The 26765-nt window shown below is 60.5% G+C and carries 29 protein-coding genes; 15 read left to right on the forward strand and 14 right to left on the reverse strand.

The window, feature by feature from the left end; translation table 11 throughout:
• Positions 1–38 precede the first annotated feature (38 nt).
• From era to rpoE, 10 genes are all read right to left on the reverse strand, one after another.
• A complete protein-coding gene (gene era, locus UIB01_RS15655) occupies positions 39–950 on the reverse strand; it encodes a GTPase Era (protein ID WP_038662442.1) in 912 nt (303 codons plus the stop codon).
• On the reverse strand, positions 943–1632 hold the full coding sequence (gene rnc / locus UIB01_RS15660; protein WP_038662445.1) for a ribonuclease III: 690 nt from the start codon (positions 1630–1632) through the stop codon (positions 943–945). Before rnc ends, era begins: the two co-directional genes overlap by 8 nt.
• Positions 1629–2006 carry a DUF4845 domain-containing protein gene (locus tag UIB01_RS15665; protein WP_038662447.1) on the reverse strand — a complete coding sequence of 126 codons (378 nt, stop codon included), beginning with the start codon at positions 2004–2006 and terminating at the stop codon, positions 1629–1631. The genes rnc and UIB01_RS15665 overlap by 4 nt, the downstream gene beginning before the upstream one ends.
• Positions 2007–2098: 92 nt before the next feature.
• A complete protein-coding gene (gene lepB / locus UIB01_RS15670; RefSeq protein ID WP_038662449.1) occupies positions 2099–2953 on the reverse strand; it encodes a signal peptidase I in 855 nt (284 codons plus the stop codon).
• 1 nt (position 2954) lies between these two features.
• Positions 2955–4754, reverse strand: coding sequence for a translation elongation factor 4 (gene lepA / locus UIB01_RS15675; RefSeq protein WP_038662452.1), 1800 nt, complete (start codon positions 4752–4754; stop codon positions 2955–2957).
• A 191-nt stretch (positions 4755–4945) separates the two neighbouring features.
• On the reverse strand, positions 4946–6361 hold the full coding sequence (locus UIB01_RS15680) for a DegQ family serine endoprotease (protein ID WP_038662457.1): 1416 nt from the start codon (positions 6359–6361) through the stop codon (positions 4946–4948).
• A gap of 34 nt (positions 6362–6395) precedes the next feature.
• Positions 6396–6848, reverse strand: coding sequence for a SoxR reducing system RseC family protein (locus UIB01_RS15685; RefSeq protein WP_038662459.1), 453 nt, complete (start codon positions 6846–6848; stop codon positions 6396–6398).
• Positions 6845–7789 carry a MucB/RseB C-terminal domain-containing protein gene (locus tag UIB01_RS15690; RefSeq protein WP_038662462.1) on the reverse strand — a complete coding sequence of 315 codons (945 nt, stop codon included), beginning with the start codon at positions 7787–7789 and terminating at the stop codon, positions 6845–6847. Before UIB01_RS15690 ends, UIB01_RS15685 begins: the two co-directional genes overlap by 4 nt.
• Positions 7790–7797: 8 nt before the next feature.
• Positions 7798–8385 (reverse strand): sigma-E factor negative regulatory protein, encoded by a 588-nt coding sequence (locus tag UIB01_RS15695; RefSeq protein ID WP_038662464.1) that lies wholly within the window; start codon positions 8383–8385, stop codon positions 7798–7800.
• 31 nt (positions 8386–8416) lie between these two features.
• Positions 8417–8998 (reverse strand): RNA polymerase sigma factor RpoE/AlgU, encoded by a 582-nt coding sequence (rpoE, locus tag UIB01_RS15700; RefSeq protein ID WP_003282114.1) that lies wholly within the window; start codon positions 8996–8998, stop codon positions 8417–8419.
• Between the two features lie 349 nt (positions 8999–9347).
• On the opposite strand from rpoE, the gene nadB reads away from it, so the two are divergent.
• Positions 9348–10964: an L-aspartate oxidase gene (gene nadB, locus UIB01_RS15705; RefSeq protein ID WP_038662466.1), complete on the forward strand. Its 1617-nt coding sequence runs from the start codon at positions 9348–9350 to the stop codon at positions 10962–10964.
• Here nadB and UIB01_RS22890 read toward each other — a convergent pair.
• Both UIB01_RS22890 and UIB01_RS15710 read right to left on the reverse strand, forming a co-directional pair.
• On the reverse strand, positions 10933–11388 hold the full coding sequence (locus UIB01_RS22890) for a protein YgfX (protein WP_080695105.1): 456 nt from the start codon (positions 11386–11388) through the stop codon (positions 10933–10935). The genes nadB and UIB01_RS22890 overlap by 32 nt on opposite strands.
• Entirely contained in the window at positions 11372–11626 is a 255-nt protein-coding gene (locus tag UIB01_RS15710) for an FAD assembly factor SdhE (RefSeq protein WP_015277838.1), read from the reverse strand. The genes UIB01_RS22890 and UIB01_RS15710 overlap by 17 nt, the downstream gene beginning before the upstream one ends.
• Positions 11627–11774: 148 nt before the next feature.
• Between UIB01_RS15710 and ygfZ the strand changes: the two genes are divergently transcribed.
• The 3 genes from ygfZ to UIB01_RS15725 all read left to right on the forward strand — a co-directional run bounded on the left by ygfZ (position 11775) and on the right by UIB01_RS15725 (position 14332).
• Positions 11775–12722 (forward strand): CAF17-like 4Fe-4S cluster assembly/insertion protein YgfZ, encoded by a 948-nt coding sequence (gene ygfZ / locus UIB01_RS15715; protein ID WP_038662468.1) that lies wholly within the window; start codon positions 11775–11777, stop codon positions 12720–12722.
• 111 nt (positions 12723–12833) lie between these two features.
• Positions 12834–13670 carry an HDOD domain-containing protein gene (locus tag UIB01_RS15720; protein WP_038662472.1) on the forward strand — a complete coding sequence of 279 codons (837 nt, stop codon included), beginning with the start codon at positions 12834–12836 and terminating at the stop codon, positions 13668–13670.
• A 146-nt stretch (positions 13671–13816) separates the two neighbouring features.
• Positions 13817–14332 carry a DUF4142 domain-containing protein gene (locus UIB01_RS15725; protein WP_038662474.1) on the forward strand — a complete coding sequence of 172 codons (516 nt, stop codon included), beginning with the start codon at positions 13817–13819 and terminating at the stop codon, positions 14330–14332.
• 34 nt (positions 14333–14366) lie between these two features.
• Here UIB01_RS15725 and ung read toward each other — a convergent pair whose 3' ends face one another.
• The gene (gene ung / locus UIB01_RS15730) at positions 14367–15062 is read right to left on the reverse strand and encodes a uracil-DNA glycosylase (RefSeq protein WP_038662477.1); all 696 of its coding nucleotides are present in this window, start codon (positions 15060–15062) and stop codon (positions 14367–14369) included.
• Positions 15063–15311: 249 nt separating this feature from the next.
• Here ung and UIB01_RS15735 point away from each other — a divergent pair, with 249 nt between their 5' ends.
• From UIB01_RS15735 to dspII, 3 genes are all read left to right on the forward strand, one after another.
• Positions 15312–16556, forward strand: a complete 1245-nt coding sequence (locus UIB01_RS15735; protein WP_038662479.1) for an ABC transporter substrate-binding protein — start codon at positions 15312–15314, stop codon at positions 16554–16556.
• A 162-nt stretch (positions 16557–16718) separates the two neighbouring features.
• Positions 16719–17537: an enoyl-CoA hydratase gene (locus UIB01_RS15740; RefSeq protein WP_038662483.1), complete on the forward strand. Its 819-nt coding sequence runs from the start codon at positions 16719–16721 to the stop codon at positions 17535–17537.
• A gap of 63 nt (positions 17538–17600) precedes the next feature.
• On the forward strand, positions 17601–18707 hold the full coding sequence (gene dspII, locus UIB01_RS15745; RefSeq protein WP_038662486.1) for an enoyl-CoA hydratase/isomerase DspII: 1107 nt from the start codon (positions 17601–17603) through the stop codon (positions 18705–18707).
• Positions 18708–18716: 9 nt separating this feature from the next.
• Here dspII and UIB01_RS15750 read toward each other — a convergent pair whose 3' ends face one another.
• Complete coding sequence (locus UIB01_RS15750; protein ID WP_038662489.1) at positions 18717–19139, reverse strand: hypothetical protein; 423 nt, start codon at positions 19137–19139, stop codon at positions 18717–18719.
• Positions 19140–19370: 231 nt separating this feature from the next.
• Here UIB01_RS15750 and rsxA point away from each other — a divergent pair, with 231 nt between their 5' ends.
• The 8 genes from rsxA to UIB01_RS15790 all read left to right on the forward strand — a co-directional run bounded on the left by rsxA (position 19371) and on the right by UIB01_RS15790 (position 26765).
• Complete coding sequence (gene rsxA / locus UIB01_RS15755) at positions 19371–19955, forward strand: electron transport complex subunit RsxA (RefSeq protein WP_003282096.1); 585 nt, start codon at positions 19371–19373, stop codon at positions 19953–19955.
• Positions 19952–20527 (forward strand): electron transport complex subunit RsxB, encoded by a 576-nt coding sequence (gene rsxB, locus UIB01_RS15760; RefSeq protein ID WP_003282093.1) that lies wholly within the window; start codon positions 19952–19954, stop codon positions 20525–20527. The genes rsxA and rsxB overlap by 4 nt, the downstream gene beginning before the upstream one ends.
• Entirely contained in the window at positions 20524–23205 is a 2682-nt protein-coding gene (gene rsxC / locus UIB01_RS15765) for an electron transport complex subunit RsxC (RefSeq protein ID WP_038662493.1), read from the forward strand. Before rsxB ends, rsxC begins: the two co-directional genes overlap by 4 nt.
• A 108-nt stretch (positions 23206–23313) precedes the next feature.
• Entirely contained in the window at positions 23314–24342 is a 1029-nt protein-coding gene (locus UIB01_RS15770; RefSeq protein ID WP_038662496.1) for an RnfABCDGE type electron transport complex subunit D, read from the forward strand.
• Positions 24343–24344: 2 nt separating this feature from the next.
• A complete protein-coding gene (rsxG, locus tag UIB01_RS15775; RefSeq protein WP_038665881.1) occupies positions 24345–25118 on the forward strand; it encodes an electron transport complex subunit RsxG in 774 nt (257 codons plus the stop codon).
• On the forward strand, positions 25115–25828 hold the full coding sequence (locus tag UIB01_RS15780; protein ID WP_038662499.1) for an electron transport complex subunit E: 714 nt from the start codon (positions 25115–25117) through the stop codon (positions 25826–25828). Before rsxG ends, UIB01_RS15780 begins: the two co-directional genes overlap by 4 nt.
• Before the next feature lie 10 nt (positions 25829–25838).
• Positions 25839–26477 (forward strand): endonuclease III, encoded by a 639-nt coding sequence (gene nth, locus UIB01_RS15785; protein ID WP_038662502.1) that lies wholly within the window; start codon positions 25839–25841, stop codon positions 26475–26477.
• A 108-nt stretch (positions 26478–26585) separates the two neighbouring features.
• Positions 26586–26765 carry a PA3496 family putative envelope integrity protein gene (locus UIB01_RS15790; RefSeq protein ID WP_003282969.1) on the forward strand — a complete coding sequence of 60 codons (180 nt, stop codon included), beginning with the start codon at positions 26586–26588 and terminating at the stop codon, positions 26763–26765.

Genomic DNA, 26765 nt, shown 5'->3' on the forward strand with positions numbered 1-26765 from the left:
AAGGTGCGCGTCGCGCACCAAAGATTACGGGTCGGCGCTTACTGGTAACCCAGCGAATGCAGCGCACGCTCATCGTCGGACCAGCCGCCCTTCACCTTGACCCAAAGATGAAGCATGACCTTGGAGTCGAATAGCACCTCCATGTCCTTGCGCGCTTCCTGACCGATGCGTTTAATGCGCTCGCCCTTGTCACCAATGATGATCTTCTTCTGCCCATCACGCTCGACCAGAATCAGTGCATGGATGTGCAGCACGCGGCCTTCCTGCTTGAAGTCCTCGATCTCCACGGTGATCTGGTACGGCACCTCGGCACCGAGCTGACGCATGATCTTCTCGCGTACCAGCTCAGCGGCGAGGAAGCGGCTGCTGCGGTCGGTGATCTGGTCTTCCGGAAAGAAATGCTCACTTTCGGGCAGCCGGTCGGCGACCAGCTTTTCCAGCGTTTCGAGGTTCTGTCCGTGTTGCGCAGAAATCGGCACGATCTCGGCGTTCGGCAGTTGCTCAGCCAGCCAACGCAGGTGCGGCAGCAGCTCGGCCTTGTCTTCGACACGGTCGGTCTTGTTCACCGCGATGATCAACGGCCCGGTGACATACTGGACACGCTCGAGCACCGCCTGGTCCTCATCCGTCCAGCGGGTGCGATCGACGACGAAGATCACCACATCGACGTCCTTCAATGCCGATGCTGCTGTGCGGTTCATGTAGCGGTTCAGTGCGGTTTCACCGTTCTTGTGCAGCCCGGGGGTGTCGACATAAACCGCCTGCACATTGCCTTCGGTTTTGATGCCGAGCATGTTGTGGCGGGTGGTCTGCGGCTTGCGCGAGGTGATTGCGAGTTTTTGCCCGAGGATATGGTTGAGCAGGGTCGACTTGCCAACATTCGGCCGACCGACGATCGCGACATAACCGCAACGGCTGACGTCTTCAGGTTGTAGCTGTTCGTCAGTCATGTCCGTTCTCCACGCCCAGGGCGATCAATGCGGCTGCCGCGGCAACCTGTTCGGCAATGCGGCGGCTGGCGCCCTGCCCATGCGTTTTCTCGTTCAGCAACGCCACCTGACATTCGACGAAGAAGGTCCGGCAATGCGGTTCGCCCTGGATGTCCACCACCTCGTAACGTGGCAACTCGCAGGCACGCGACTGCAGGAACTCCTGCAGTCGCGTCTTGGGATCCTTGTTGGTATCGACCAGGGTCAGCCCCTGCAACTCGTTGGCCAGCCAGGCGACGACCCGCTCACGGGCGACGTCCATACCGGCGTCCAGATAGATGGCCCCGATCAGTGCTTCGAGGGTGTCCGCAAGAATCGATTCACGGCGGAAACCACCACTCTTGAGTTCACCAGAGCCCAGCCGCAGATAGTCGCCAAGTTCGAAACCACGCGCCAGCACTGCCAGCGTCTCGCCCTTGACCAGCCGGGCACGCAGCCGCGACAGCTGCCCTTCGCGCGCCTGCGGAAAATGGTTGAACAGCGCCTCACCGGCGACGAAGTTGAGGATGGCGTCGCCGAGGAACTCCAGACGCTCGTTGTTGCGTCCGGCATAGCTACGATGGGTCAGGGCCAGGAGCATGAGCTCCTGATCCTTGAATTGATAACCGAGCCTACGCTCGAGACGGGCTAACGAAGTGCTCACGGCATCCTTAGGCGATATTCTTTGTCGAAGTTCGCCACCAGATCGAGATTACGGATCAGCGGCTCGCGTTTTTCGTATTTCAGGTGCGCCCTGAACTCGTTGTTTTGGATCTCGACCTTCAGCGCTTCCTTCAGATCGATGTTCTGGATGCCGTTGACCTGCATCCCCTTGCTGACATGACTATAGAACTCCCGGACGCTGCGAATCTCAAGCGCTTCGTCGGTTTCCACGGACTGAATGATCTTGTCCATGGACATGTAGTCGAAATAATGCGGGAACATCTTGAACCCGGTACTGGCTACAAATGCCACAACCGCCAGGACCATGATCCAGCTCAGCATGGACAGCCCTTTTTGCGAACGCGCAAAACTCATGTCGACCTCTATGTCGTTTTGATACCCACCGATCGGGGCAGGACAAATATAGCGAGCCCGGTTCGCTCAGCGAGGGCCGCAATTCACAGCTTTCAGTGAATCAGGCCCACGCGGGAAAAATTTGGCAGGTTGCTGAGCTTAGGATCTGGCCAGCTCATCCAGACGGCAAACGCCTTGCCGACAATATTGCGGTCCGGGACCATGCCGGCAAGCTCGGAGGGAATCGACTCGTCCTGCCAATAACGGCTGTCGTTCGAGTTATCGCGGTTGTCGCCCATCATAAAATAGTGATCGTCCGGAACGGTCCACTGCCGGCTCGGCTCGATGCGGTAACGCCCCATTTCCTTACGAATCAGGTGCTCCATCTCGCCCAGCTTCTCCCTATACAGCACCGCGCTGCCCAGGCTGCCTGGCTCTTCGCCGACCAACGTTTCGGCGACCGGTTGGTCGTTGACGAACAGACGACGATCGCTGCTGTAGCGCACAACGTCACCAGGTAGACCGACGACCCGTTTGATGTAGTTGATGCTCGGCTCGTTGGGGTAGCGGAAGACCATAACGTCGCCGCGCTTCGGATCACTGACCTCGATCACCTTGGTATCCACCACCGGCAGACGAATGCCGTAGGCAAACTTGTTCACCAGGATGAAATCGCCAACCTCCAACGTCGGGATCATCGAACCGGACGGGATCTGGAAAGGTTCGACAAGAAACGAACGCAGCACCAGCACGATCGCCAGTACCGGGAAGAACGACTTGCCGTACTCGATCAGTACCGGTTCCTTGTTCAACGCCTCGAGCGTCGATGGATCGATTTCCCCGGTGCGCCCTTCATAGTTGGCGATCGCAGCCCGGCGACGAGGTGCGAAGAACAACAAATCGCTCAACGCCAACAGGCCACACACGGCCACCGCAATAACCAGCAACAACGGGAAGTTGATCGACATGTCAGCTATCCACCTTCAGCACGGCGAGGAAGGCCTCTTGCGGGATTTCGACGTTACCGACCTGCTTCATGCGCTTCTTGCCCGCCTTCTGCTTCTCAAGCAGCTTGCGCTTACGACTGACATCACCGCCGTAGCACTTGGCCAGAACGTTCTTGCGCAGCGCCTTGACGGTACTGCGCGCGACAATCTGGCCACCGATGGCTGCCTGGATCGCAACATCGAACATCTGACGCGGGATCAGCTCCTTCATCTTCTCAACGAGGATGCGACCTTTGTAATGGGCGTTGTCGCGGTGGACGATCAACGCTAGCGCGTCGACCTTATCGCCATTGATGAGGATGTCCAGACGCGTCAGGTTGGCTGACTGGAAACACTCGAAGCTGTAATCCAGCGAGGCGTAACCACGGCTGCAGGACTTCAGACGATCGAAGAAGTCCAGCACCACCTCGCTCATAGGCAAGTCGTAGCGAACTTGCACCTGGCTGCCGAGGAACTGCAGGTCGCGCTGCACGCCGCGCTTCTCAATGCATAGCGTAATGACGTTACCCAGATGCTCCTGCGGCACGAGTATATTGGCCCGCACGATCGGCTCGCGCATGTCCTCGATGGACGACATGTCGGGCAGCTTCGATGGGCTATCGACATAGATGGTGTCACCGTTCTTCAACAGCAGCTCGTAGACCACCGTCGGAGCCGTGGTGATCAGGTCCAGGTCATACTCGCGCTCGAGGCGCTCCTGAATGATCTCCATGTGCAGCATGCCGAGGAAGCCGATGCGGAAGCCAAAGCCCAGCGCGTCGGAGCTTTCCGGCTCGTACTGCAGCGCGGCATCGTTGAGGGTCAGCTTCTGCAGCGCTTCGCGGAAATCTTCGAAGTCATCCGAGCTAACCGGGAATAGGCCGGCATAAACCTGAGGCTTGACGCGCTTGAAGCCCGGCAGCATTTCCACGTCCGGCGTGCTCGACAATGTCAGCGTGTCACCCACTGGAGCGCCGAGAATGTCCTTGATACCGGCGATGATGAAACCCACTTCGCCCGCCTTGAGGTCTGCGGTGGCGGTGTGCTTGGGGTTGAAGACGCCGACGCTGTCCACCTGGTGGACCTTGCCGGTGGATTTCACCAGCACCTTGTCGCCCTTCTTGATACGGCCGTGGCGTACCCGCACCAGCGAGACGACGCCCAGGTAATTGTCGAACCAGGAGTCGATGATGAGCGCCTGCAGCGGCGCCTCGATATCGCCGGTCGGCGGCGGAATCACCGCAACCAGGCGCTCTAGCACCTCATCCACACCCATACCGCTTTTGGCGCTACAGGCCACAGCGTCGGTGGCGTCGATACCGATGATGTGCTCGATCTCGTCTTTGACCTTGTCCGGATCGGCCTGCGGCAAGTCCATCTTGTTCAGCACGGGCATCACTTCCAAGCCCTGCTCGATCGCCGTATAGCAGTTGGCGACAGACTGCGCCTCGACACCTTGGCCAGCGTCCACCACCAACAAGGCACCTTCACAGGCAGCCAGCGAGCGGCTGACTTCATAGGTAAAGTCGACGTGACCGGGCGTGTCGATGAAGTTCAGCTGGTAGGTCTTGCCATCGCGGGCGGGATAGTAAAGCGTGACGCTGTGGGCCTTGATGGTGATGCCGCGCTCGCGCTCGAGATCCATCGAGTCCAGCACCTGGGCTTCCATTTCACGCTCGGTCAGACCGCCACACATCTGGATGAAACGGTCTGCCAGGGTCGACTTGCCGTGATCGATATGGGCGATGATGGAAAAATTGCGGATATGACTCAGGTCACTCACAGCTCAACACTCGGAAAAGACGCGGGCCGATTGCCCGCCGAAAATAGCCGCGAAGTGTAACTGATCAGCCCTTGCAGTGCCACGCGCAAGCCGCCCGCGTGCGGATCATCAGGCCCAGAATGGCCCTTGCCGGATGCGAAAAACAATGAAGGGCGGTCCAAACCGCCCTTCTTCATTGCCCTGCGCTAGCGTTACTCGGCGAGCTTGAACGTAATGAAACTCGCGCGCCCCTGCCGCAACACGCGCATCGAAACCGAGCGGTTCTTCGGCAACTGCTCCGCGACTCGACCGAAGGTCGCCGCGGAATTGATTGCCTGGTTGTTCAGATGAGTGATCACATCGCCGGGACGTAGACCAATCATCGCCGCCGGTCCATTGAGGATTTCGGTAATCACTACGCCGCCGGGCAGATCGAGGCTCTTCTTTTGTTCCTCGGTCAACTCGGTGACCTTCACACCCAGACGATTGTCGCTGCGCTCCTGGCCACCCCCGGAAGCTGCAACCGGCTCGCCCTCTTCGGGCATGGCGCCGATGCTGACATCGAGCATTTTTCGATCGCCATCACGCACCACTTCCATTCGAGCCTTGCTGCCAGGCTTGAGCGCACCGACTAGATGCGGCAGATCCGCCGACATGACAATCGGCTTGCCATTGAGACTGAGGATCACATCGCCGACGCGTAGCCCACTGCGCGCAGCCGGGCCGCCATCCATTACCTGAGCCACCAGCGCGCCTGCTGGCCGCTCGAGACCAAAGGACTCGGCCAGATCTTTGTTAACTTCCTGGATCACCACACCGAGCCAACCACGGCTGACTTTGCCATCGGTGCGCAGCTGATTGGCCACATCCATCGCAACATCAATTGGAATAGCGAAGGAAAGCCCCATGAAGCCGCCAGAGCGGGTAAAGATCTGCGAGTTGATACCGACCACTTCACCCTTGAGATTGAACAGCGGCCCACCGGAATTGCCCGGATTGATAGCCACATCAGTCTGAATGAAAGGCACATAGCTTTCGTTGGGCAGACTACGGCCGGTAGCACTGACGATACCGGCAGTGACCGTGTGATCGAAACCAAACGGTGAGCCGATGGCCAGCACCCACTCGCCCGCCTTCAGCTCATCGGAGCGACCGATCTTGACCGTGGGAAGGCCTTTACTCTCGACCTTCAGGACCGCCACGTCGGAGCGAGGATCGGCGCCGATCAGCTTCGCCTCTAGCTCGCTGCGATCAGGCAGACGCACGATGATTTCATCGGCGCCAGCGACCACATGGTTATTGGTCAGCACATAGCCGTCGTCGGAAATGATGAAACCTGAGCCTAGGGACTGCGCCTCACGTTGCTGCCCACGCCCAGGCGCACCCGGCATTTGTGGGATGCTGTGTTCAAAGAATTCACGAAAGATCGGCGGCAACCCTTCCAAGTCGGGCATCTGCGCCGTAGCACCTCGCGTCTGCACCTTCTGTTTGGTGCTTATGTTGACTACGGCGGGTGAGGCGCTTTCGACCAGCGGCGTGAAATCCGGCAAGTCTGCCTGGGCAACCGCGACCTGCCCGAGCATTGCCAGCCCCGCTATAAAGGCGAAGCAGCTGTTTCGATTGAACATGACTACAAGTCTCCCCACTGACAAAACAAGACGCTCAGGGACTCGTAGGCCCCACGAGCATCGCGCGTAAAACCACTGACTGCAGTTTCGGATCGTTCGCCGCATTACGGCTCCGTATACGCACGAAAAGCCAGGATACGAAGAACCCCCCGAGCCCGGCGAGAATGACGATAGGCTCATGCGCCGAGAACTGGGCCGCAGTCGCCGCCGCAGTCATCAGCATGATCAAGGGGAAAAGATAGACAAGGACAGCACCACGCAACAATACATCCTCTCGGATACCGACGATCACCGAATCACCAACCTGCAATTGAAGATCGCTCAACGCGCGAATCAGCCCGCGGCGCTCGCGCACACCCAGGCTATCCATCAACCCTTGCCCGCAACCGTTTTTTGCGGAGCAGCCGGAGCAGGTGCTTTTACGCCGAGTTTCAACCCATACGGCGCCACTATCCAGCGCAACCACCCGACCCGGCTCTTCGATCATCGCTGTGCCTGTTCTGCACCGGTTCGCATGGAAAGCGCTACACGCTCGGCCGTACCCAGCGGGATTTCACCAACCACGGTCACCATGACATCCCCATCGGCTGTACTGATGCGCTTGGATACGGCCACCGTCGGCCCCATCTGGCTGCGCGCATCTTCTACCAGCGCGCCGCGCAAAGGCTCCAGGAACACAGAAAATCTGGCCAGACCATCGCCGTAAGATAGCCACGAAACGACTTCCGATGACGCGGGGCTAGGGCGCTCGTTGGCGTCAAGCAGCTTGAACCCCTCAGGCAGCCAATCGGACCGCCAAATCGAGGAAAGATTGGCTTCCCGCTTGTTGACCGAGACCGGCTTGCATTCGGCACTGGGCGTCAGTTGCTGTGCATCGATGGCATCAGGAGAAAAATGGGTGAACTGAAACCGTTCGAGTAACTGACCCTTTTCATTGAGCATCAGCGACTTGAGCGGTAACGCAGTGTCACGATCAAGATGTAGCTCGAATCCGTAGCGGTGTTGATCCCGCGGAACAACAGCTAGAGCGACGGCAGCGCGGCCGGCAACTCGGGAATCGCCGATCTGGCGAAACTCATACCACTCGGAAAGCGCCTTTGGGTCCAGACGCTGCCCATGCCACGCCTGGGCTTCGCGCACCTGTGTGGCAAGCTCGTCGGTGGCGCATTGCATCCGGCCATCAACGAGCACAACCTCGGCAGGCGCACCGTCCAGCTGGAGCAAGCGCTCCTGCACACGACCGGCTTCGACGCGCTGCCAAACCGCATGGCTGGAAAAGCTGCCATTACGTTCATATACGAACGTACCTGTGTAACTCTGCTTCTGCTCCGCCACGGCGAGACGGCCCATCCAAGACTCAGCATCAGCAGCAAGGGCCGGCATAGATAGCCAGCCCCCAATCACCACATACAGCGGTAATACGCGCATGTTTCTCCCTAACGTTCTTCCATGCTGGCCGCGCGAGCGTAAGGCAGCGCGCTCTCCGATCCATTACTAAAAGCAGCCTGCTGCGCATGCTGGCGCACATACGAAGGCAGACGCTCTTCGTGCCAGCGCTCAACCGGAGCACCTTCTGCTGCAGTCTGCGAGGTCGCGTCTGCCTGCTCGCTGTAACCGGCCAACACTGCCGACCCCTGACTGGCCTGCGGAACAGTGATACTTGGCTGAGGTGCCTGCTGGGCCAGCTGCGGGCCAGCAACCTCGTTTTGATTGTACAGACGCACACCGGCCAGGACAGCCACGGTAACCGAAGCTGCAACTGCCAAACGACCCAGCCCTTTCCAGCCATTGCGCTGCGCCTTGACCGGAGCAGCCTCATCGGCAAGAGCAGCCGACACCGCCGAAGCGATATCCAAACGCGGCTCAATCAACTCCTTGTGCATGGCGGCACGGGCAAGCTGATAGCGCGACCAGGTAGCACGCAGCTCCGGGTTGTCGCCTGCTAGCATGCGACGTAATTCCAACTCGTCCGCTTCGTTATCCATCACCGCGGACAGCGATTCATGCAGGGCTTCACGACTCATAGCGGTTCCTCTCTTGGCTGTCGCCGCTGTCTCAGGATTCATGCAACAAGGGTTGCAAGGCTTTATCTATGGCTTCGCGCGCTCGAAATATCCGAGATCGCACAGTGCCCACCGGACATTGCATGACGCTCGCAATGTCTTCATAACTAAGACCATCAAATTCGCGCAGTGTTAGAGCAGTACGCAAATCTTCCGGCAAAAGTTGAATGGTTCGATGAACGGTATCTTCAATCTCGTCCCTGAGCAGCGAGCGCTCCGGTGACTCGATATCCTTGAGGGCATGATCGCCCTCATAGAACTCGGCATCCTCGGAACTTACATCACTATCTGGAGGCCGCCTTCCACGCGCCACCAGATGATTCTTCGCCGTATTGATGGCGATGCGGTACAGCCAGGTATAGAACGCGCTGTCGCCGCGAAAATTAGCAAGTGCGCGGTAGGCTTTGATAAACGCCTCTTGAGCGACATCCTGAGCCTCATGGGAGTCATGCACGAATCGCACAATCAAACCAAGGATCTTGTGCTGGTATTTCATCACCAGCAGATCAAACGCCCGCTTGTCCCCACGCTGCACTCGTTCAACCAGTTGCTGGTCCTGCTCCTGAGTCAACATGAACGAGCCCTCCCGGAAGCGGAGTAGCGTCGCTCACACCAGTGAACCGACCTGCCAGAATAGACCCGGGCTTTACGCAAAAGTTCTCCCCCTCCTAGCAAGCTATCCTGCAATACCTGACGGCGATTACACCACAGCGCTACGCCAGATTTGCTGACGACGCCGTCCTGGTGTCCATAGCAAACTCGTACCGCCCATTCACGATGGCCAGCCGGTTTGCATTCACAACTGCCTATTGAGCTGCCCTGCGGGACAAAAGTTCCCCGCCTTAGAAGACAACCGCACAGCGATCTATTTTGACGCTACCTCCCGTCTATATACTAGGGCTCGTTTTTGCGCGGAATTGGACATGAACCAGGTTCTACAATACGACGTCTTGGTTATCGGAAGCGGCGCCGCCGGATTGACTCTGGCGCTCAACCTGCCGACAGATCTTCGCATAGCGGTACTCAGCAAGGGGGACCTGTCCAACGGCTCCACCTACTGGGCCCAAGGCGGCGTCGCGGCAGTGCTGGACACTACTGATACCGTGCAATCTCATGTCGCGGACACGCTAGTTGCTGGCGGCGGGCTCTGCCACGAGGATGCCGTCCGCTTCACCGTCGAGCACAGCAACGAAGCGATACAGTGGCTCATCGAGCAGGGCGTGCCCTTCACCCGCGACGATGCACCTGACCGCGAGGATGGAAGTTTCGAATTCCACCTCACCCGCGAGGGCGGCCATAGTCATCGACGCATCATTCATGCCGCCGACGCCACCGGCGCAGCCATATTCAATACGCTGCTTGGACAGGCCAGAAAACAGAGCAATATCGAGCTCCTACAGCAACGCGTCGCAGTAGACCTGATCACCGAGCACAAACTTGGCCTGCCAGGCAGGCGCTGCCTGGGTGCTTACGTGCTTAATCGCGGCACTGGCGAAGTGGAAACCTTCCAGTCACGATTCGTGGTGCTGGCTACCGGCGGCGCGGCGAAGGTCTACCTGTACACCAGCAACCCGGACAGCGCCTGCGGCGACGGCATCGCCATGGCCTGGCGCGCGGGCTGCCGTGTCGGCAACCTGGAATTCAACCAGTTTCACCCAACCTGCCTCTATCACCCGCAAGCCAAGAGCTTCCTGGTAACCGAGGCCCTGCGCGGCGAAGGCGCACTGCTCAAGCTGCCGAACGGCGAGCGCTTCATGCCACGCTTCGATGCCCGTGAGGAGCTTGCCCCCCGCGACATCGTCGCGCGCGCGATCGACCATGAAATGAAGCGCCTGGGCATCGACTGCGTCTATCTGGACATCAGCCACAAGCCGGCCGAATTCATCAGAAACCACTTCCCCACCGTCTATGAGCGCTGCCTGGAATACGGCATCGACATCACCAGCCAGCCGATCCCGGTAGTCCCCGCCGCACACTACACCTGCGGCGGCGTGGTCGTGGATCAGGCGGGACGCACCGACATTCCCGGGCTATATGCCATTGGTGAAACGAGCTTCACGGGCCTGCATGGAGCCAATCGCATGGCCAGCAATTCTCTGCTCGAATGCTTTGTCTATGGTCGCGCCGCCGCTCAGGACATCTTGCGGGAGCTGCCAAAAGCCACCAACAGCGCAACGCTACCCGCCTGGGATGCCAGTCAGGTCACCGACTCCGACGAGGACGTCATCATCGCGCACAACTGGGACGAGCTGCGGCGCTTCATGTGGGACTACGTCGGCATCGTCCGCACCAACAAGCGACTGATGCGCGCACAACACCGGGTGCGCCTGCTGCTGAGCGAAATCGACGAGTTTTACAGCAATTACAAGGTCAGTCGCGATTTGCTAGAACTGCGCAACCTCGCACTGGTAGCCGACCTAATGATTCGCTCGGCCATGGAGCGCAAGGAAAGCCGCGGGCTTCACTACACGCTCGACTACCCGGAACTGCTGCCCCAGGCTGTTGACACTATTCTGGCGCCGCCCACCTACGTCGACTGAACTTGAGTCGAACCCGCAAGCGACGATGCTGCTCTCGCGGTAGCGCGTCGCAGGGCACACAAACGCTGCCGGTTACACGCCGCCCCGGCAGACGAAAACGCAGAACCACCACGAGCGGCAGTGCGAGACTTTCAGGCAGCAACTGGATCGGCCGCCACCCTTGCCGCTCACTCCAGAGAGACCAGCCACGTTCATCATGACGCAGGCCGCGCCAGGCATTCCGACTGGACAGCAGAATGCTGCGCGGTAATACGTACACCGCGTGGACGAGGCACAGAAACAGGCAAGCCAGCTGCAGCCAGAACGGCGCAGACGACAGCAGGATCGCCGCCAGGGCAAGCGCCTGGGCGGCAAGATAAAGCACCAATAGCAGACCGGAAGATCGCCATCGGCACTCGAAGGGTGTGCTACTCGGGCTGGACACGATCGAGGATCATTCGAACCATGCGCCGCAGGTCCTCGTCCTCTGGTTCGCCGCGCTGCATGAACCAGCCGAACATGTCCTGATCCTCGCAGCTCAACAGTTTGCGATAGCGACGCTGATCTTCCTCATCGAGACCTGGATAGACCTCCTTGACGAAAGGCACCAGCAGAACATCCAGCTCCAGCATGCCGCGACGGCTTTGCCAAAACAGACGATTGAGTTCGGATTGCTCAGCCATACATCGGCTCCTTTTGAGAAGGCGCGCATTATAGCGACTGTGCCATGCCCATCAGCCGCTTTTTTCGTTGTGCTGCAAACCGGCCACTACGCAACCCTTTTCATCGGCCTGCTATGATGCCCACCCCGGATTCTGAAGACGACCGATCATGACCGACACTGCTTATTTCTGCGTTCTGTCGCATGAAGGCGTCCTTGCCGTACGCGGCCCGGATGCCAGCAAGTTTCTCCAGGGTCAGCTGACCTGCAACCTCAACTATCTCACCGCCGAAACGTCCAGCCTGGGCGCCCGCTGCACACCCAAGGGGCGCATGCAGTCGAGTTTCCGCATCGTGCTGGACGGGGATGGCTATCTGCTGGCGATGGCAGGCGAGCTGCTACAGCCGCAACAGGCCGATCTGAGCAAATACGCAGCTTTCTCCAAGTCACGCCTGAGTGATGAAAGCAGCCAATGGTGCCGATTCGGTCTCGCTGGTGGCGATGGCTCGCTGGTCAGTCTCGGCCTGGATCTACCGCAGACCGCCGACAGCGTCGCGCGAAACACCGGCATGATCGCCATCCGCCTAACAGACGGCCGCGCCGAACTATGGGTACCCCATGTCGACGCCGCTCAGACCAGAGCACGGCTGGCCGCGCAGCTGCATGAAGCACCGGTCAATCGCTGGCAGCTCGATCAGGTTCGTGCCGGCATAGGCCAAGTGTTTGGCAGCACACGCGAGTTGTTTATCCCACAGATGATCAACCTTCAGGCGCTGGGGGGCGTGAGTTTCAAGAAGGGCTGCTACACCGGCCAGGAAATCGTCGCGCGCATGCAGTATCTGGGCAAACTCAAACGTCGCCTGCATCACCTTTCGATCGAAGGCATGCAGGATGACTTGCCGGCAGCAGGGGTAGAGATTTTCTCGCCAGTTCACGGTTCCAGCGTTGGCGAGGTGGTCATGGCCGCCAGCTCTGCCGAAGGAATCGAACTCCTCGCAGTCGTGCAGGAAGACGCCGCCGCCGATGGTCGCCTGTACCTCGGCTCGCCGGATGGTCTACCCATGACCCTGCTCGAGCTCCCGTACAGCTTGAATCCGGATCAAGAAATCCAGCGCTAGTGCGAACCGGAGCCAGAAAGCGTATTCCCAAGAGGCGCACCATAGGCTCATGCCGAAGTTGGCAGGCCAGAAGCGTCCAAGCGACACTGACCGACACCATAAAGGAATGACATGAGCACCCTTGCAGAGAAAGTCCAGCGCGAACTGATCCTCGCGATCGAGAATGATGAACTCGTCCTGCCTACGCTGCCGGAGGTGGCACTACGCGTGCGCGAGGCAGCCGAAGATCCCGACATCAGTATCCCGGCACTAAGCAAAGTGATTGGCAACGACGCGGCCGTTACTGCCCGCATCATCAAAGTCGTCAACAGCCCTCTGCTGCGTAGCAGCCGCGAAATCGACGACCTGCAGATGGCGATCAGCCGCCTGGGCATCAACTACACCTGCAACCTCGCCACCGGCCTGGCGATGGAGCAGATGTTCCAGGCCACCACCGACGTCGTTGATCGAAAGATGCGCGAGGTTTGGAATAAGAGCACCGAGGTCGCGGCGATCAGCCACGTACTCTGCCGCCACTACACTCGCCTGATGCCGGACCAAGCGACACTCGCCGGACTGGTCCACCAGATCGGGATTTTGCCAATCCTGACCTACGCTGAGGAACACAGCGCGCTACTAGCAGACTCGTTCAGCCTCAACTACGTCATCGACAAGATCCACCCCATTGTGGGCGAGAAGATCCTGCGCGCCTGGGACTTCCCGGAGGCCATTGCGGCGGTCGCCGGGCAGTACACGGATTTCCAGCGCGACTCGACCAAGGCCGATTACGTAGATATCGTGCAGGTGGCGACCCTTCAGAGCTACATGGGCACCCAACATCCTTATGCGCAACTGGATTGGAGCGAAATTCCGGCCTTTGCCAAACTGGGCCTCGATCCAAGTGAACTTATGCAGGAAGACGAGGACCTGTCCGCGGCCATGGACGCTGCGATGAGCATGCTCCAGTAAGCACAGAGCCCCGCCCCTGCCGTTCGCCCGAAAGCGAGGAACCGTCCCCGTGGCGCCTAGTCACAAAAAAGGACGGCAATCTCGCCGCATCGCGCCTTGTGTCGACCAGCCGGCCGACACAAGCCAGATGAAGTAAGGAGAACGCAATGACCAAAACAACCAAGACATTTTTCTCAGGTGCCTTCGCTTTGCTGGTCGGCCTGGCCGCAAACATGGCTGTTGCCGCCGAGGGTGACAACTTCGTCGATGAGGCGTCAGCCAAGGGAATAGCGGAAATCGAAACGGCCAAGATGGCGCTGGACAAAGGCACATCCGAAGACGTGAAACAGTTTGCGCAAAAGATGATCGATGATCACACCAAGGCCAATCAGGAGCTCGCACAACTGGCGCAACAGAAAGATCTTGAGATGTCCGACGAAGCAACGCTCATGGACAAGGCCAAAGCCATGATTCTGAAGCTGCGTGATGGCGAGAACTTCGACAAGGCTTATGCCAACAACCAAGTCGTTGCGCACGAACAGACCATCGAGCTGTATCAAGAGTACGTAGAGAGCGGCGATAATGCCGACCTCAAGCAGTTTGCGCAGAAGAGCTTGCCCAAGCTCGAAGAACATCTGAAGCACGCCAAAGAGCTGCAGGCTAAGCACGGCGACAAGAACTGATCCTCCAGGCCCGATGCCGCTGACAGGCATCGGGTCATGCTTCTGCGGGCAATCTCCAATCGATAGGCAGCATCCCCTGCTGCGTTAGAAACAGATTGGCGCGACTGAAATGACCATTGCCGATGAATCCCCGGTGAGCCGATAACGGCGAGGGATGCACCGACTTCAGCATCAGATGCCGTGTCGCATCGATCAGTTTTGCCTTTGACTGCGCATGCGCGCCCCAAAGCATGAATACCAGGTGCGGGCGCCGCTCACCAACCACCTCGATGATTCGATCAGTGAACGCCTGCCAGCCCGCCTTTGCATGCGAGCCCGCTACGCCCTGTTCCACGGTGAGCGATGTGTTGAGCATCAGCACGCCCTGCTCTGCCCAATGTTGCAGATAGCCGTGGCGCGGAATGTCCAGATTCAGATCACGCTTGAGTTCCTTGAAGATATTCTGCAGCGACGGCGGCGGCGCCACTCCCGGCTGCACAGAGAAACACAGGCCGTGGGCCTGTCCAGGACCGTGGTAGGGATCCTGGCCGAGAATCACCACCTTGACCTGATCGAGCGGGGTCGAGTTAAGCGCGTTGAAGATCATCGGCCCTGGCGGATGGATGATTTTCCCGGCGGCCTTCTCGCGCCGAAGAAATGCACCGAGTTCGAGCATGTATGGCTTGTCGAATTCCTCGCGCAGCGCATCCTTCCAGCCAGCCTCGAGCCTGATGCGATCGTCTTGGGTCATAGCTATTTCCAGGTGGCCAAGCCGCCGAACCCTAAGAAACCCACCACTCAATGTCAACGTCAAAACAGCGCAGCCGTTGCGCTATCGCAATATCACCCCCCCTCCTTTAGTCATAATCACACCTGGCTCACGTACTGACACGGACATGGCTTCCAAGACGCACATAAAGAGTGACGCAAGGACCAGCCGCGGGGTAAAAAAGCCCACTGCCAATAAACCAATAACAAAAGCGATAACAAGGAACATGCAATGAACCGGATTACCCTTTTGGCGCTAGGGCTGGGGTTCTGTCTTACGGCTCAGGCTGCCGACCCCATCACGCTCGGCCTCAACTACCCCCGTACTGGCAGCTACAAGGAAGAGGGTCTGGCGCAGATGCGCGGTGCCTTGATGGCCATAGACGAGATCAACCAAGCTGGCGGCGTACTCGGTCGCCCCTTGCAGTTGATCAGCCGTAACACCGCCTCGCGCCCAGACAAGGCCGTCGCGAATGTCGACAAGATGGCTGACGAGGGTGTCGCCATGCTCTTTGGCGGCGTTTCCAGTGCGGTGGCGATCGCCGCCAGCAAGCGGGCCAAGGAACGCGGGCTGCTCTATTTCGGTACGCTGACCTATTCCAACGACACCACAGGCAAGGATGGCCACCGTTACATGTTCCGCGAGTGCAACAACGCCTGGATGAGCGCTCGGGTGTTGGGGCAGTACCTTAACGAGAACATGCCAGGCAAGACTTACTTCTACATCACCTCGGATTACACCTGGGGCCATACCAGCGAGAGCTCGCTACGCCAGGCGACCGGCACCGTCGACCAAAACAAACATCAGGGCGTCAAGACCGCTTTCCCTGGTGCACGTCTTTCCGACTACCGTGCGGCTCTGGAAAAAGCCTCCAATAGCGATGCTGAGGTATTGGTGCTCGTACTGTTCGGCGAAGACATGGTGCGCGCCATGCGCATTGCCGATGAACTGGGCCTGAACAAGAAGATGCAGATCGCCATCCCCAATTTGACGCTTTCCATGGTCGAGCTGGCGGGCCCCGACATCATGCGTGGCGTGCTTGGCACCGAACCCTGGACCTGGCGGGTCCCTGAACTGGAAGGTTCTGAGCGTGGCAAGGGGTTCGTGCGCAACTTCGGCGAACGCTATCAGACCCACCCTTCCAGCTCCGCAGCATCGGCGTACAGCATCGTCTATCAATGGGCAGATGCCGCCACCCGCGCCAAGAGCATCGGCAGCGAGCAGGTCATCGCCGCGCTGGAAAACCACAGCTACAGCCTGCTCAAGGGCCAGCAGCAGTGGCGCGGGTTCGACCACCAGAATGTGCAGACCGTCTATGCCGTTCGTGTGAAACCGCGCGAGGAAGTGCTCAAGGACCGCTTCAAACAGGACTACTTCGAAATCGTCCATCGGCTGTCGGGCGAACAAGCCGCTCCTACGTTGACCGAATGGCAGGAAGAGCGCCGCGCGGGCGGGCAGCCGACTAGGCTACAGTGAGAGATACACGTTGCACCTGGGCAATCGAATCGCCCAGGTGCAACGTGCCGCTCCGCTGACCGATCGGACGCTGCAACCTCGCCACATGAGAGGAATCCAAAGCAGCGCGACGCTTCCGTGTCGCCTGTCAGCCGAGCCTGGCACGCTACGAGGATTTCGACCATGAGCACTGCAGTAGAGCCCTACCAAGCCGGCGTCTTCGACCTGACCCACAAGCTGACCGTGGAAAAGCACGGTCACACCGCCCTCATCACCATTAATCATCCGCCCGCCAATACCTGGGATCGAGAGTCGCTTATCGGTCTCAAACAGATCATCGAGCACCTTAACCACGATGATGAAATCTATGCGCTGGTGATCTGCGGCCAGGGCGAGAAATTCTTCAGCGCCGGCGCCGACCTGAAGCTGTTCGCCGATGGCGACCGTGGTCGCGCCCGCGAGATGGCCCGCCGCTTCGGCGAAGCCTTCGAGGCACTGCGCGATTTTCGTGGCGTATCCATTGCAGCGATCAACGGTTTCGCTTTGGGTGGCGGCCTTGAATGCGCACTGGCCTGCGACCTGCGCATCGCCGAGCAGCAAGCACAAATGGGGCTGCCTGAAGCGTCGGTCGGCCTGCTGCCTTGCGCCGGAGGCACTCAGGCGCTGGCCTGGCTGGTCGGCGAAGGCTGGGCCAAACGCATGATTCTCTGCGGTGAACGCATCACGGCAGAAACCGCGCTGCGCATCGGCCTGGTAGAACAGGTGGTCGAGTCTGGGCAGGCGCGCGGTCACGCGCTATTGCTTGCATCCCGAGTTGCACGACAAAGCCCAGTAGCGGTGAGAGCAATCAAGCCATTGATTGATGGCGCTCGCAAGCGCCTGCCCAATACCTTCGGTGCAGCAGAGCGCGAAGCCTTCGTTGAGCTTTTCGAGTCCGAAGACACCCTCGAGGGCGTCAATGCCTTTCTGGAGAAACGGGACCCTCGCTGGCGCAACCGATGACTACCTGATCAGCGGGAACGGGGCTGTAAACGCCCGCTCAAGAACCTGGCGACGGGGGTGCCCATGAAGGTGACTTTCGAAGAACGCTCTTCACTGCATGGCTCGCGGATCGCCATTGCCACTCTGGATGCCGCGCAGCAACTCAATGCTCTAAGCCTGCCGATGATCGAAGCACTGCTCGATCGATTCACTCGCTGGGCCAGCGACCCGGGTGTCGTCTGTGTGCTGCTGCGAGGCAATGGCGCCAAGGCCTTTTGCGCAGGCGGCGACGTTCGCCGCCTGGCCGAGGCCTGCCAAACGGCACCTGGCGCAGTACCAGCCCTGGCCGAACGCCTCTTCGCTGATGAGTATCGTCTAGTCAGGCTGGTGCACCACTATCCCAAGCCACTGCTCTGCTGGGGCCACGGCTATGTGATGGGCAGTGGCATGGGCCTGCTGCAGGGAGCAACGATCCGTATCGTCACCCCGGAAAGCCAGCTGGCGATGCCAGAAGTCGCCATTGGTTTGCATACCGATGTCGGAGCCAGTTGGTTCCTACCACGCCTGCCGGGCAAGCTAGGGCTGTTTCTCGGCCTTACTGGCACCAGCCTCAATGCCCGCGATGCCTTGGATACCGGACTTGCAGATCGCTGCCTGATGAGCGAGCAACAACCTGAGCTGATCGAAGGACTGGTACAGATCAATTGGCGGGAACAGGCAGCCTTTCAGTTGCACAGCCTGTTGCGCGCTCTGGCCAGGCAAGCTGCCGAACAGCTGTCCGAAGCACGGCTGCTGCCGCGACGCGAGCAAATAGACGAACTACTGGATGTGACCGAGCTGCCCCATGCCTGGCAAGCACTGGCGGCCCTGGAAGAGGATGAGAACGAAATGCTAGCCCAAGCCTCTCGCAGCCTTCGCCATGGGTGCCCGCTGAGCGCCCATTTGATCTGGCGACAGCTGGATCGTGGCCACAAGCAATCGCTGGGGCAGGCACTGCAGGTGGAATATGCGCTGAGCCTGAACTGCTGTCGCCATCCCGAGTTCGCCGAAGGGGTTCGCGCCCGCTTGATCGATAAAGACAACCAACCGAACTGGCACTGGCCGGACGTTCACAGCATTCCGTCAGCAGTCATCGACGCGCACTTCGAGCCGACATGGACCGGCGCGCACCCGCTGATCGATCTGTCGTGAACGAACCAGTCAGCGCCGGTACTGCTGGTACCGCGCGCCTCGCTCATAGTGTGGCCGTAGCCGATAATCGCGCCCATCTCTGATCAGCGGCGGACGCTGGTGCCGATGATCCTGCCGCCAATGCTCCCGGCGCTCGAAACCACGGTGGCGATCGTAGTACTGCGGAGGGAGCTGGCTCTGATAGCGCGGCGGCAGGTTGCGCGGATATTGAGGATAGTGCGAGTAGGGGCTACGGGGATCGTACTGATGGGGACGACTGTCCTGACGGTAGCCCCGGTTGTAGCCCTGGCCGTAACCGGCACCATGGCCCTGATTGTAGTAACGCGGGCTTTCCGCCTGAAATACCCATACGCCATCTCGACGATCCGCCTGTGCCTGCAGGCTCGTGCCGAGGCCAATGAACAGCAGAATCAAAAATGAACGAATGCTCATGGACACCACCTCCGATGGTTTCACAGGCTTCTACTCATGAGACCACAACGACGGCGTGGCTGCTGAACCGGCAGACAATTGGCACCACCGCCCCTCAAAGACTTGCTCCAGACGTCGCCCGATCACCGCGACTGGCTGCCGCAGCTTGTATGGCTACGGCCGCTTCCCGATAATAGCGGCCCTTTAGCCCCACGGCTCTCGCAGAGCGGACGGAACGGGAATAGACCCTAGATGACCGAACTCGCCCTGATCATGGTTAGCGCCATCCTGGTCAACAACTTCGTACTGGTGCAGTTTCTCGGCCTGTGCCCGTTCATGGGTGTTTCGAAGAAGATCGAAACCGCCATCGGCCTGTCGCTGGCCACCACCTTCGTCCTGACGCTCGCCGCCATGTGCAGCTACCTCGTCCAGCAGTACGTGCTCAAGCCGCTGGATCTGGAGTTTCTGCGCACCATCAGCTTCATTCTGGTGATCGCCGTGACCGTACAGTTCACCGAGATGGTGGTGAACAAGACCAGTCCGCTGCTGTACCGCGTACTCGGCATCTTCCTGCCGCTGATTACTACCAACTGCATCGTGCTCGGCGTAGCTCTGCTCAACGCTAACAAGGCCGAGTTCACCTTTCTCACCGCTACCGTTAATGGCTTCGCTGCGGGTCTGGGCTTCTCGCTGGTGCTGGTACTGTTTGCCGCCATGCGAGAGCGCATCGCCATCGCCGACGTGCCCAAGTCATTTCAGGGGGCGGCGATCGGCATGGTCACCGCCGGCCTGATGTCGCTGGCATTCATGGGCTTCACCGGGCTGATCAAGCTATGAGCGCGGTCCTCATCGCAGTCCTCGCCCTGCTTGCCCTGTGCCTGCTTGGCGGCGCCATTCTCGGCTTCGCCGCGGTGCGCTTTCGTGTCGAAGGTGACCCGATCGCCGAGCAGATCAACGCCCTGCTCCCACAGACTCAGTGCGGCCAGTGCGGCTATCCGGGCTGCAAACCCTACGCCGAAGCCATCGCCGGCGGCGACAAGATCAACAAATGCCCTCCAGGCGGCGAAGCGACCATCCAGGCGCTGGCTGACCTGCTCGACGTCGAGGCGGAACCGCTGGACGCCGAAGGTGGCGAGAAGCCGCAGATGGTCGCCTACATCCGCGAAGCCGAATGCATCGGCTGCACCAAGTGCATCCAGGCTTGCCCGGTGGACGCCATTGTCGGCGCCGCGCGACAGATGCATACCGTGATCATTTCCGAATGCACCGGCTGCGATCTGTGTGTCGAACCCTGCCCGGTGGACTGCATCGACATGATCGAAGTCGGCAGCAACCTGCAGAGCTGGAAATGGAACCGGCCGCTGGCGCCCGGCCAGCTGATTGCAACTGATCGGGAGCAGGCGGCATGACCTCGTTGAAGATCTGGGACATCCACGGAGGCATTCATCCGCCGGAACACAAGGATCTGTCCAACCGCACCCCGATCCAGCCGGCCCCGCTGCCCAGGCGCCTGGTCCTGCCACTGGCGCAGCATCTCGGCGCTCCGGCCGAGCCCTGCGTCACCCTCGGCGAACACGTACTCAAAGGTCAACAGATCGCCGTCGCCAGCGGGTTCGTCAGCGCCCCGCTGCATGCTCCGACCTCTGGCGTGGTCAGCTTCATCGGCCCGCAGCCCTACCCGCATGTGTCTGGCATGCTTGCGAACGCGATCGTCATCGACAGCGATGGCGAGGACAAATGGATCGATCTGCCTCCGCAGCCGGATTACCGCGAACTCGAGCGCCCCGCCCTGCTCGAACTGATTCGCCAAGCCGGCATCAGCGGCCTCGGCGGCGCCGGCTTCCCCACAGCCGTGAAACTCAGCCCGCCGCCGACCCAAACGATCCGCACGCTGATCATCAACGGCACCGAGTGCGAGCCCTATATCACCGCTGACGACCTGCTGATGCGTGAGAAGGCGACCGAGCTGGTCGCGGGGATCGAGATCCTTGCGCACCTGATCCAGCCGCAGGAAGTGCTGATCGGCATCGAAGACAACAAACCCGAAGCGATTGCGGCTGTGCGAGCGGCCATCGGTGAGCGGCCGTTCGGGCTGAAAGTATTCCCGACCAAGTATCCGTCCGGCGGCGAAAAGCAGCTGATCCAGATCCTCACCGGTGAAGAGGTGCCCAGTGGGGGTCTGCCGGCGGACATCGGCATGCTCTGCCAGAACGTCGGCACCTGCGTCGCCATCCATGACGCCGTACTGCTCGGCAAACCACTCATCTCACGCATCACTACCCTTACCGGCCAAGCGCTGGCGCGGCCGATGAACGTCGAGGTGCTGATCGGCACCCCCGTGGATGAGCTACTGGCCTTCGCTGGTCTCGAGCAGGACAGGCTCAATCGCCTGATCATGGGCGGCCCGATGATGGGCTTCACCCTGCCATCTCTCGAGGTGCCGGTGGTCAAGACCACCAACTGTCTGCTCGCCAGCACCCTGGAAGAATTGCCACCGCCACCGCCGGCGCTGCCCTGCATCCGCTGCGGTGAATGCGCCGAGGCCTGCCCGGTCAGCCTGCTGCCGCAGCAGCTGCATTTCTTTGCCCTCGGCCAGGAGCACGAACAGCTAAAGGCCCATCACCTGTTCGACTGCATCGAGTGTGGCGCCTGCGCCTACGTCTGTCCCTCCAACATCCCGCTGGTGCAGTACTACCGTGCCGCCAAGGGTGAGATTCGCGAGCTGGAGCAGAAGCAGCAGAAAGCCGAGCACTCCAAACAGCGTTTCGAGCTGCGCCAGGAACGCCTGCGCCGGGCCGAAGAGCAGAAGGAAGCCGAGCGCAAGGCGCGTGCCGAACGTGCTGCACGAGCCAAGGCAGAGCAAAGCGAGAGCGTACCGGCAGCGTCCGAAACCACTGCGGCGACGCCGAGCGCCGCGCCCAAGTCAGGGCTCTCGGAAACCCAGAAGAAGCTGAAGATCGAAGCCAGCATGGCCCGGGTCGCCCTGAAGAAGGCCGAAAAGCAGCTTGCCGCACATGACACGGCCGAACTGCAAGCCCAGGTCGCCGATCTGCGCAAAGCCGCCGAAGCAGCGCAGCAGGCCCTCGATGCCGCCATGCAGGAAAGCGCCAGCCCTGGACCCACCGCCAAGCCGGCCAACGAGGAGGCGCTGAAAAAAGCCAAGATCGAAGCCGCCATGCTCAAGGCGCAGGTCCGCAAGCTGGAGAAGATCGAAGCACCAGACGACGACCACCAGGCCGAACTCGCCCGCCTGCGCCAGCAACTGCACGAAGCCGAGCAGGCCCTGGCCGCCGCGCAGAGTGCTGCGCCCGCTCCCGCCGCCAAACCTGCCGATGACGAGGCGCTGAAGAAGGCCAAGATCGAAGCCGCCATGCTCAAGGCGCAGATCCGCAAGCTGGAGAAGATCGAAGCACCAGACGACGACCAGCAGGCCGAGCTTGCCCGCCTGCGCCAGCAACTGCACGAAGCCGAGCAGGCCCTGGCCACCGCGCAGAGTGCTGCGCCAGCTCCCGCCGCCAAGCCTGCCGATGACGAGGCGCTGAAGAAGGCCAAGATCGAAGCCGCCATGCTCAAGGCGCAGATCCGCAAGCTGGAGAAGGTCGAGTCGCCGGACGACGACCAGCAGGCCGAGCTTGCCCGCCTGCGCCAGCAACTTCACGAAGCCGAGCAGGCGTTGAGCGCCGCCCAAAGCGCAGCGCCCGCCCCCGTCGTCGCCAAACCTGCCGATGACGATGCCCTGAAGAAAGCCAAGATTGAACTGGCGATGAAACGCGCCGAACTCAGGAAAGCCGAGAAGTCCGGCGCCGAGGAAGCCGAGCTAAGCCGCCTGCGCGATGCCTTGGGTACAGCGGAACAGGCGTTGCATGCCGCAGAGGACTCGTCGCAAAAGCCTGCACCGGAACTTATACGGACCAGCAAACCAGGCGTCGATGATCGCCAGCGCGCGCTCAAGACCGAGCTCGCCTTTGCCCGAGCCGACCTGCGCAAGCTTGAGCGTGACGAAAACGCCGAGCCTTCTGCGGTCGAAGCCGCCCGAGTCCGACTGAGTGAAGCGGAACGTCAACTGGCGGACTACCAGAGCTCATGAACCGCGACGCAGCCTCGACGTGCGCATCACCAACACCGACATCAACGCATCAGACTCGAGGAGGGCTAAGTAGCCTTCCTACGACAACGCTTTAGACCCGGAGAGCCAATGGCCCTGCCCCGTATCACTTCGCCCCATGCCAAGGGCCCCAGCCGTACCCAGCGTGTCATGCTGCTAGTGCTCGCAGCCACGCTACCCGGTGTGGTCGCCCTGACCTGGCTCTACGGCGCTGGCACGCTTATCAATCTGGCCTGGGCCTGCTTGGCCGCACTCGGCTTCGAAGCAGCGATTCTGAAGCTGCGCCAGCGCCCCGTGGGCTTCTTTCTGCGCGACGGTAGCGTGCTGGTGACCGCGGTGTTACTGGCGCTCGCGTTGCCACCCTATTCGCCCTGGTGGTTGACGCTGATTGCCACTGGCTGCGCTGTCGTCTTCGGCAAGCAGCTGTACGGCGGTCTCGGCCAGAACCCCTTCAATCCGGCGATGATCGGCTACGTGGTAGTGCTGATTTCCTTCCCGGTCGAAATGACCACCTGGCCAGTGCCGCACAGCGTCGGGCTGGGTGCCGGCTTGCAGCATATCCTTGGCATCGCCTCGTTGCCCGACGGCTGGACCCAGGCCACCGCCCTGGACGTATTGAAGGTGAACAAAAGCCTGACCATCGACGAACTGTGGAGCAACCCGGCGTTCGGCCACTTCGGTGGCATCGGCTCGGAAGTGGTGAATATGGCCTTCCTGGCAGGCGGCCTGTTCCTGTTGCATAAGCGGCTGTTCAGCTGGCACGCACCGGTCGGCATGCTTGCCGCGCTGGTGCTGATGAGCCTGGTGTTCTGGAATGGCTCGGGCTCCGATAGCAACGGCTCGCCGCTGTTCCATCTGCTCAGCGGCGCCACCATGCTCGGTGCGTTCTTCATCGTTACCGATCCGGTCAGCAGCGCCACTAGCCCACGCGGGCGCCTTATCTTCGGTGCCGGTGTCGGCATTCTGGTCTATGTCATTCGCGCCTGGGGAGGCTACCCGGACGGCGTGGCCTTCGGCGTCCTGCTGATGAACCTGGCTGCCCCCACCATCGACTACTACACTCGTCCGCGCACCTACGGCCACCGCAAGGCCGAGCGCGGCTTCAAGCTGGGCGAATGATCATGATGCTTCCGGAAATCAGTCGCTCGATGTTGAAGAACGCCGCGGTGCTGGGCCTGTTCGCAGTCGTCACGGTGGGCGCGGTGACACTGCTCCAGCAAGGCACTGCCGAACGTATCCAGGCCGCCGAACGAGCTGCACAGGTACGCGCACTAGGCGAAATCCTGCCTACAGGCAGCTATGACAATCACCTGCTCGATAACAGCGTGCTGATCCAGGATCGCTTGCTGGGCAACAAGAGCCCACTGCCTGCCTATATCGCCATCAAGGACGGCCGGCCGTCCGCCGTGATCCTCCAGGCCATCGCCCCGGATGGCTACAGCGGCGCCATCCATCTGCTGGTCGGCATTCACGCCGATGGTCGCGTAGCTGGCGTGCGGGTTATCGGCCACCGTGAAACCCCTGGCCTGGGCGACAAGATCGACCTCGCCAAGAGCCCATGGATTCGGAGCTTCGAAGGCAAGTCACTGAGCAATCCCGAGAACGCAGGCTGGGCGGTAAAGAAGGATCGCGGCGAATTCGACCAATTTGCCGGCGCCACCATCACACCTCGGGCAGTCGTCGGCGCCGTGCATCGCGCCCTGCACTACTTCGATGCGCACAAGGCCGAGCTGCTGGCAGTCGACGGCGGCCCAGGTGCAGCGGCGATCGACACTCTGGAAGGCCGCAGCGAGCCGGCCGCAGCGACTGTCCACTCCCGTGCTGGCAGCGCCGCTACCCGCGACGAGCTGCATACCACCGAGCCTGAAGCCGAGCCGCAAGGGGATCAGCCATGAGCACACCCAGCTACCGCGAACTGACCGTCAACGGCCTTTGGAAAAACAACCCGGCACTGGTGCAGCTGCTCGGTCTCTGTCCGCTGCTCGGCGTCAGCAACTCGGCGGTCAACGCCCTCGGCCTCGGCCTGGCAACCATGCTGGTACTGACTTGCTCGAACATCGGTGTGTCGCTGGTGCGCGGCGTGGTCAACACCGCGGTGCGCCTGCCGGCATTTGTGATGATCATCGCCGCGCTGACCACCTGCATCGAGCTGCTGATGCAGGCCTTCACCTACGAGCTGTACCAGATCCTCGGCATCTTCATCCCGCTGATCACCACCAACTGCGTGATCCTCGGCCGCGCCGACGGCTTCGCGGCCAAGCACAATCCGCTGATCGCCGGCTTCGATGGCCTGGTCATGGGCATCGGCTTCTGCCTGGTGTTGGTGGTGCTCGGTGGCCTGCGCGAACTGTTCGGCACCGGTGCGCTGTTCGCCAACATGCATCTGCTGTTCGGCCCCATCGCCAATGACTGGCAGATCACCCTGTTCAGCGACTACAAGGGCTTCCTGCTGGCGATCCTGCCGCCAGGCGCGTTTATCGTGCTCGGCCTGCTGATCGCCCTGAAGAACCGTATCGACCAGCAGCTCGCCGAGCGCGCCCTCGCGTCGCAACCAGCCGCGCCGGCGGCGAGCCGGCGCGTACGCGTAACCGGCGTGATCGAGTGAGACCGATCGGATGAATGCCGAAAAACGCCGGGAGATCTTCCGCCGCCTGCATGAAGACAACCCTGAGCCGAAGACCGAGCTGGCCTACAGCACGCCCTTCGAATTACTCATCGCGGTGATCCTCTCAGCGCAGGCCACCGATGTCGGAGTAAACAAGGCCACCGCCAAACTCTACCCGGTGGCCAACACCCCAGAGGCGATCTATGCGCTCGGCTACGACGGGCTGTGCGAATACATCCGCACTATTGGCCTGTATCCGAGCAAGGCCAAGAACGTCATCGAAACCTGCCGCATTCTTATCGAGAAGCATGGCGGCCAGGTGCCGGACAATCGTGAGGATCTGGAAGCGCTTCCCGGAGTGGGCCGCAAGACCGCCAACGTGGTGCTGAACACAGCGTTCCGTCAGTTCACCATGGCCGTGGACACCCACATCTTCCGCGTCAGCAACCGCACAGGCATCGCACCTGGCAAGAATGTTCTGGAAGTCGAGCGCAAGCTGATCCGCTTCGTGCCTAAGGAATATCTGCTCGACGCGCACCACTGGTTGATCCTGCATGGGCGTTATGTCTGCAAGGCGCGCAAGCCGCAATGTGGCAGCTGCCGGATCGAGGACCTGTGCGAATACAAGCACAAGACTTCCGACGATTGAGTGCGCTAGTGAAAAGCTTGTACCGCGATTGAAAAAAACTTTTTTACCGACTCCGAAATTGCGGCTATAAGGTGCGCCAAGAGCGCCCCGTAGCCGTGGAGTGAACAAGTGGCCGAGAAAGAAGACATTCAGATCGAAGACGATTTCATCGCCGAAGATGACGACGAAAGTAGCGAAGCACCTGTCGAGGTCGCCAAGACCAATCTGACCAAGCGCCGGATCATCGACAACCTGCTCGAGGAACGCCGCCTGCAAAAGCAGTTGAACGACTTCGACTTCGACCTATAA

The organism is Stutzerimonas decontaminans (assembly GCF_000661915.1).
GTDB lineage: Bacteria > Pseudomonadota > Gammaproteobacteria > Pseudomonadales > Pseudomonadaceae > Stutzerimonas > Stutzerimonas decontaminans.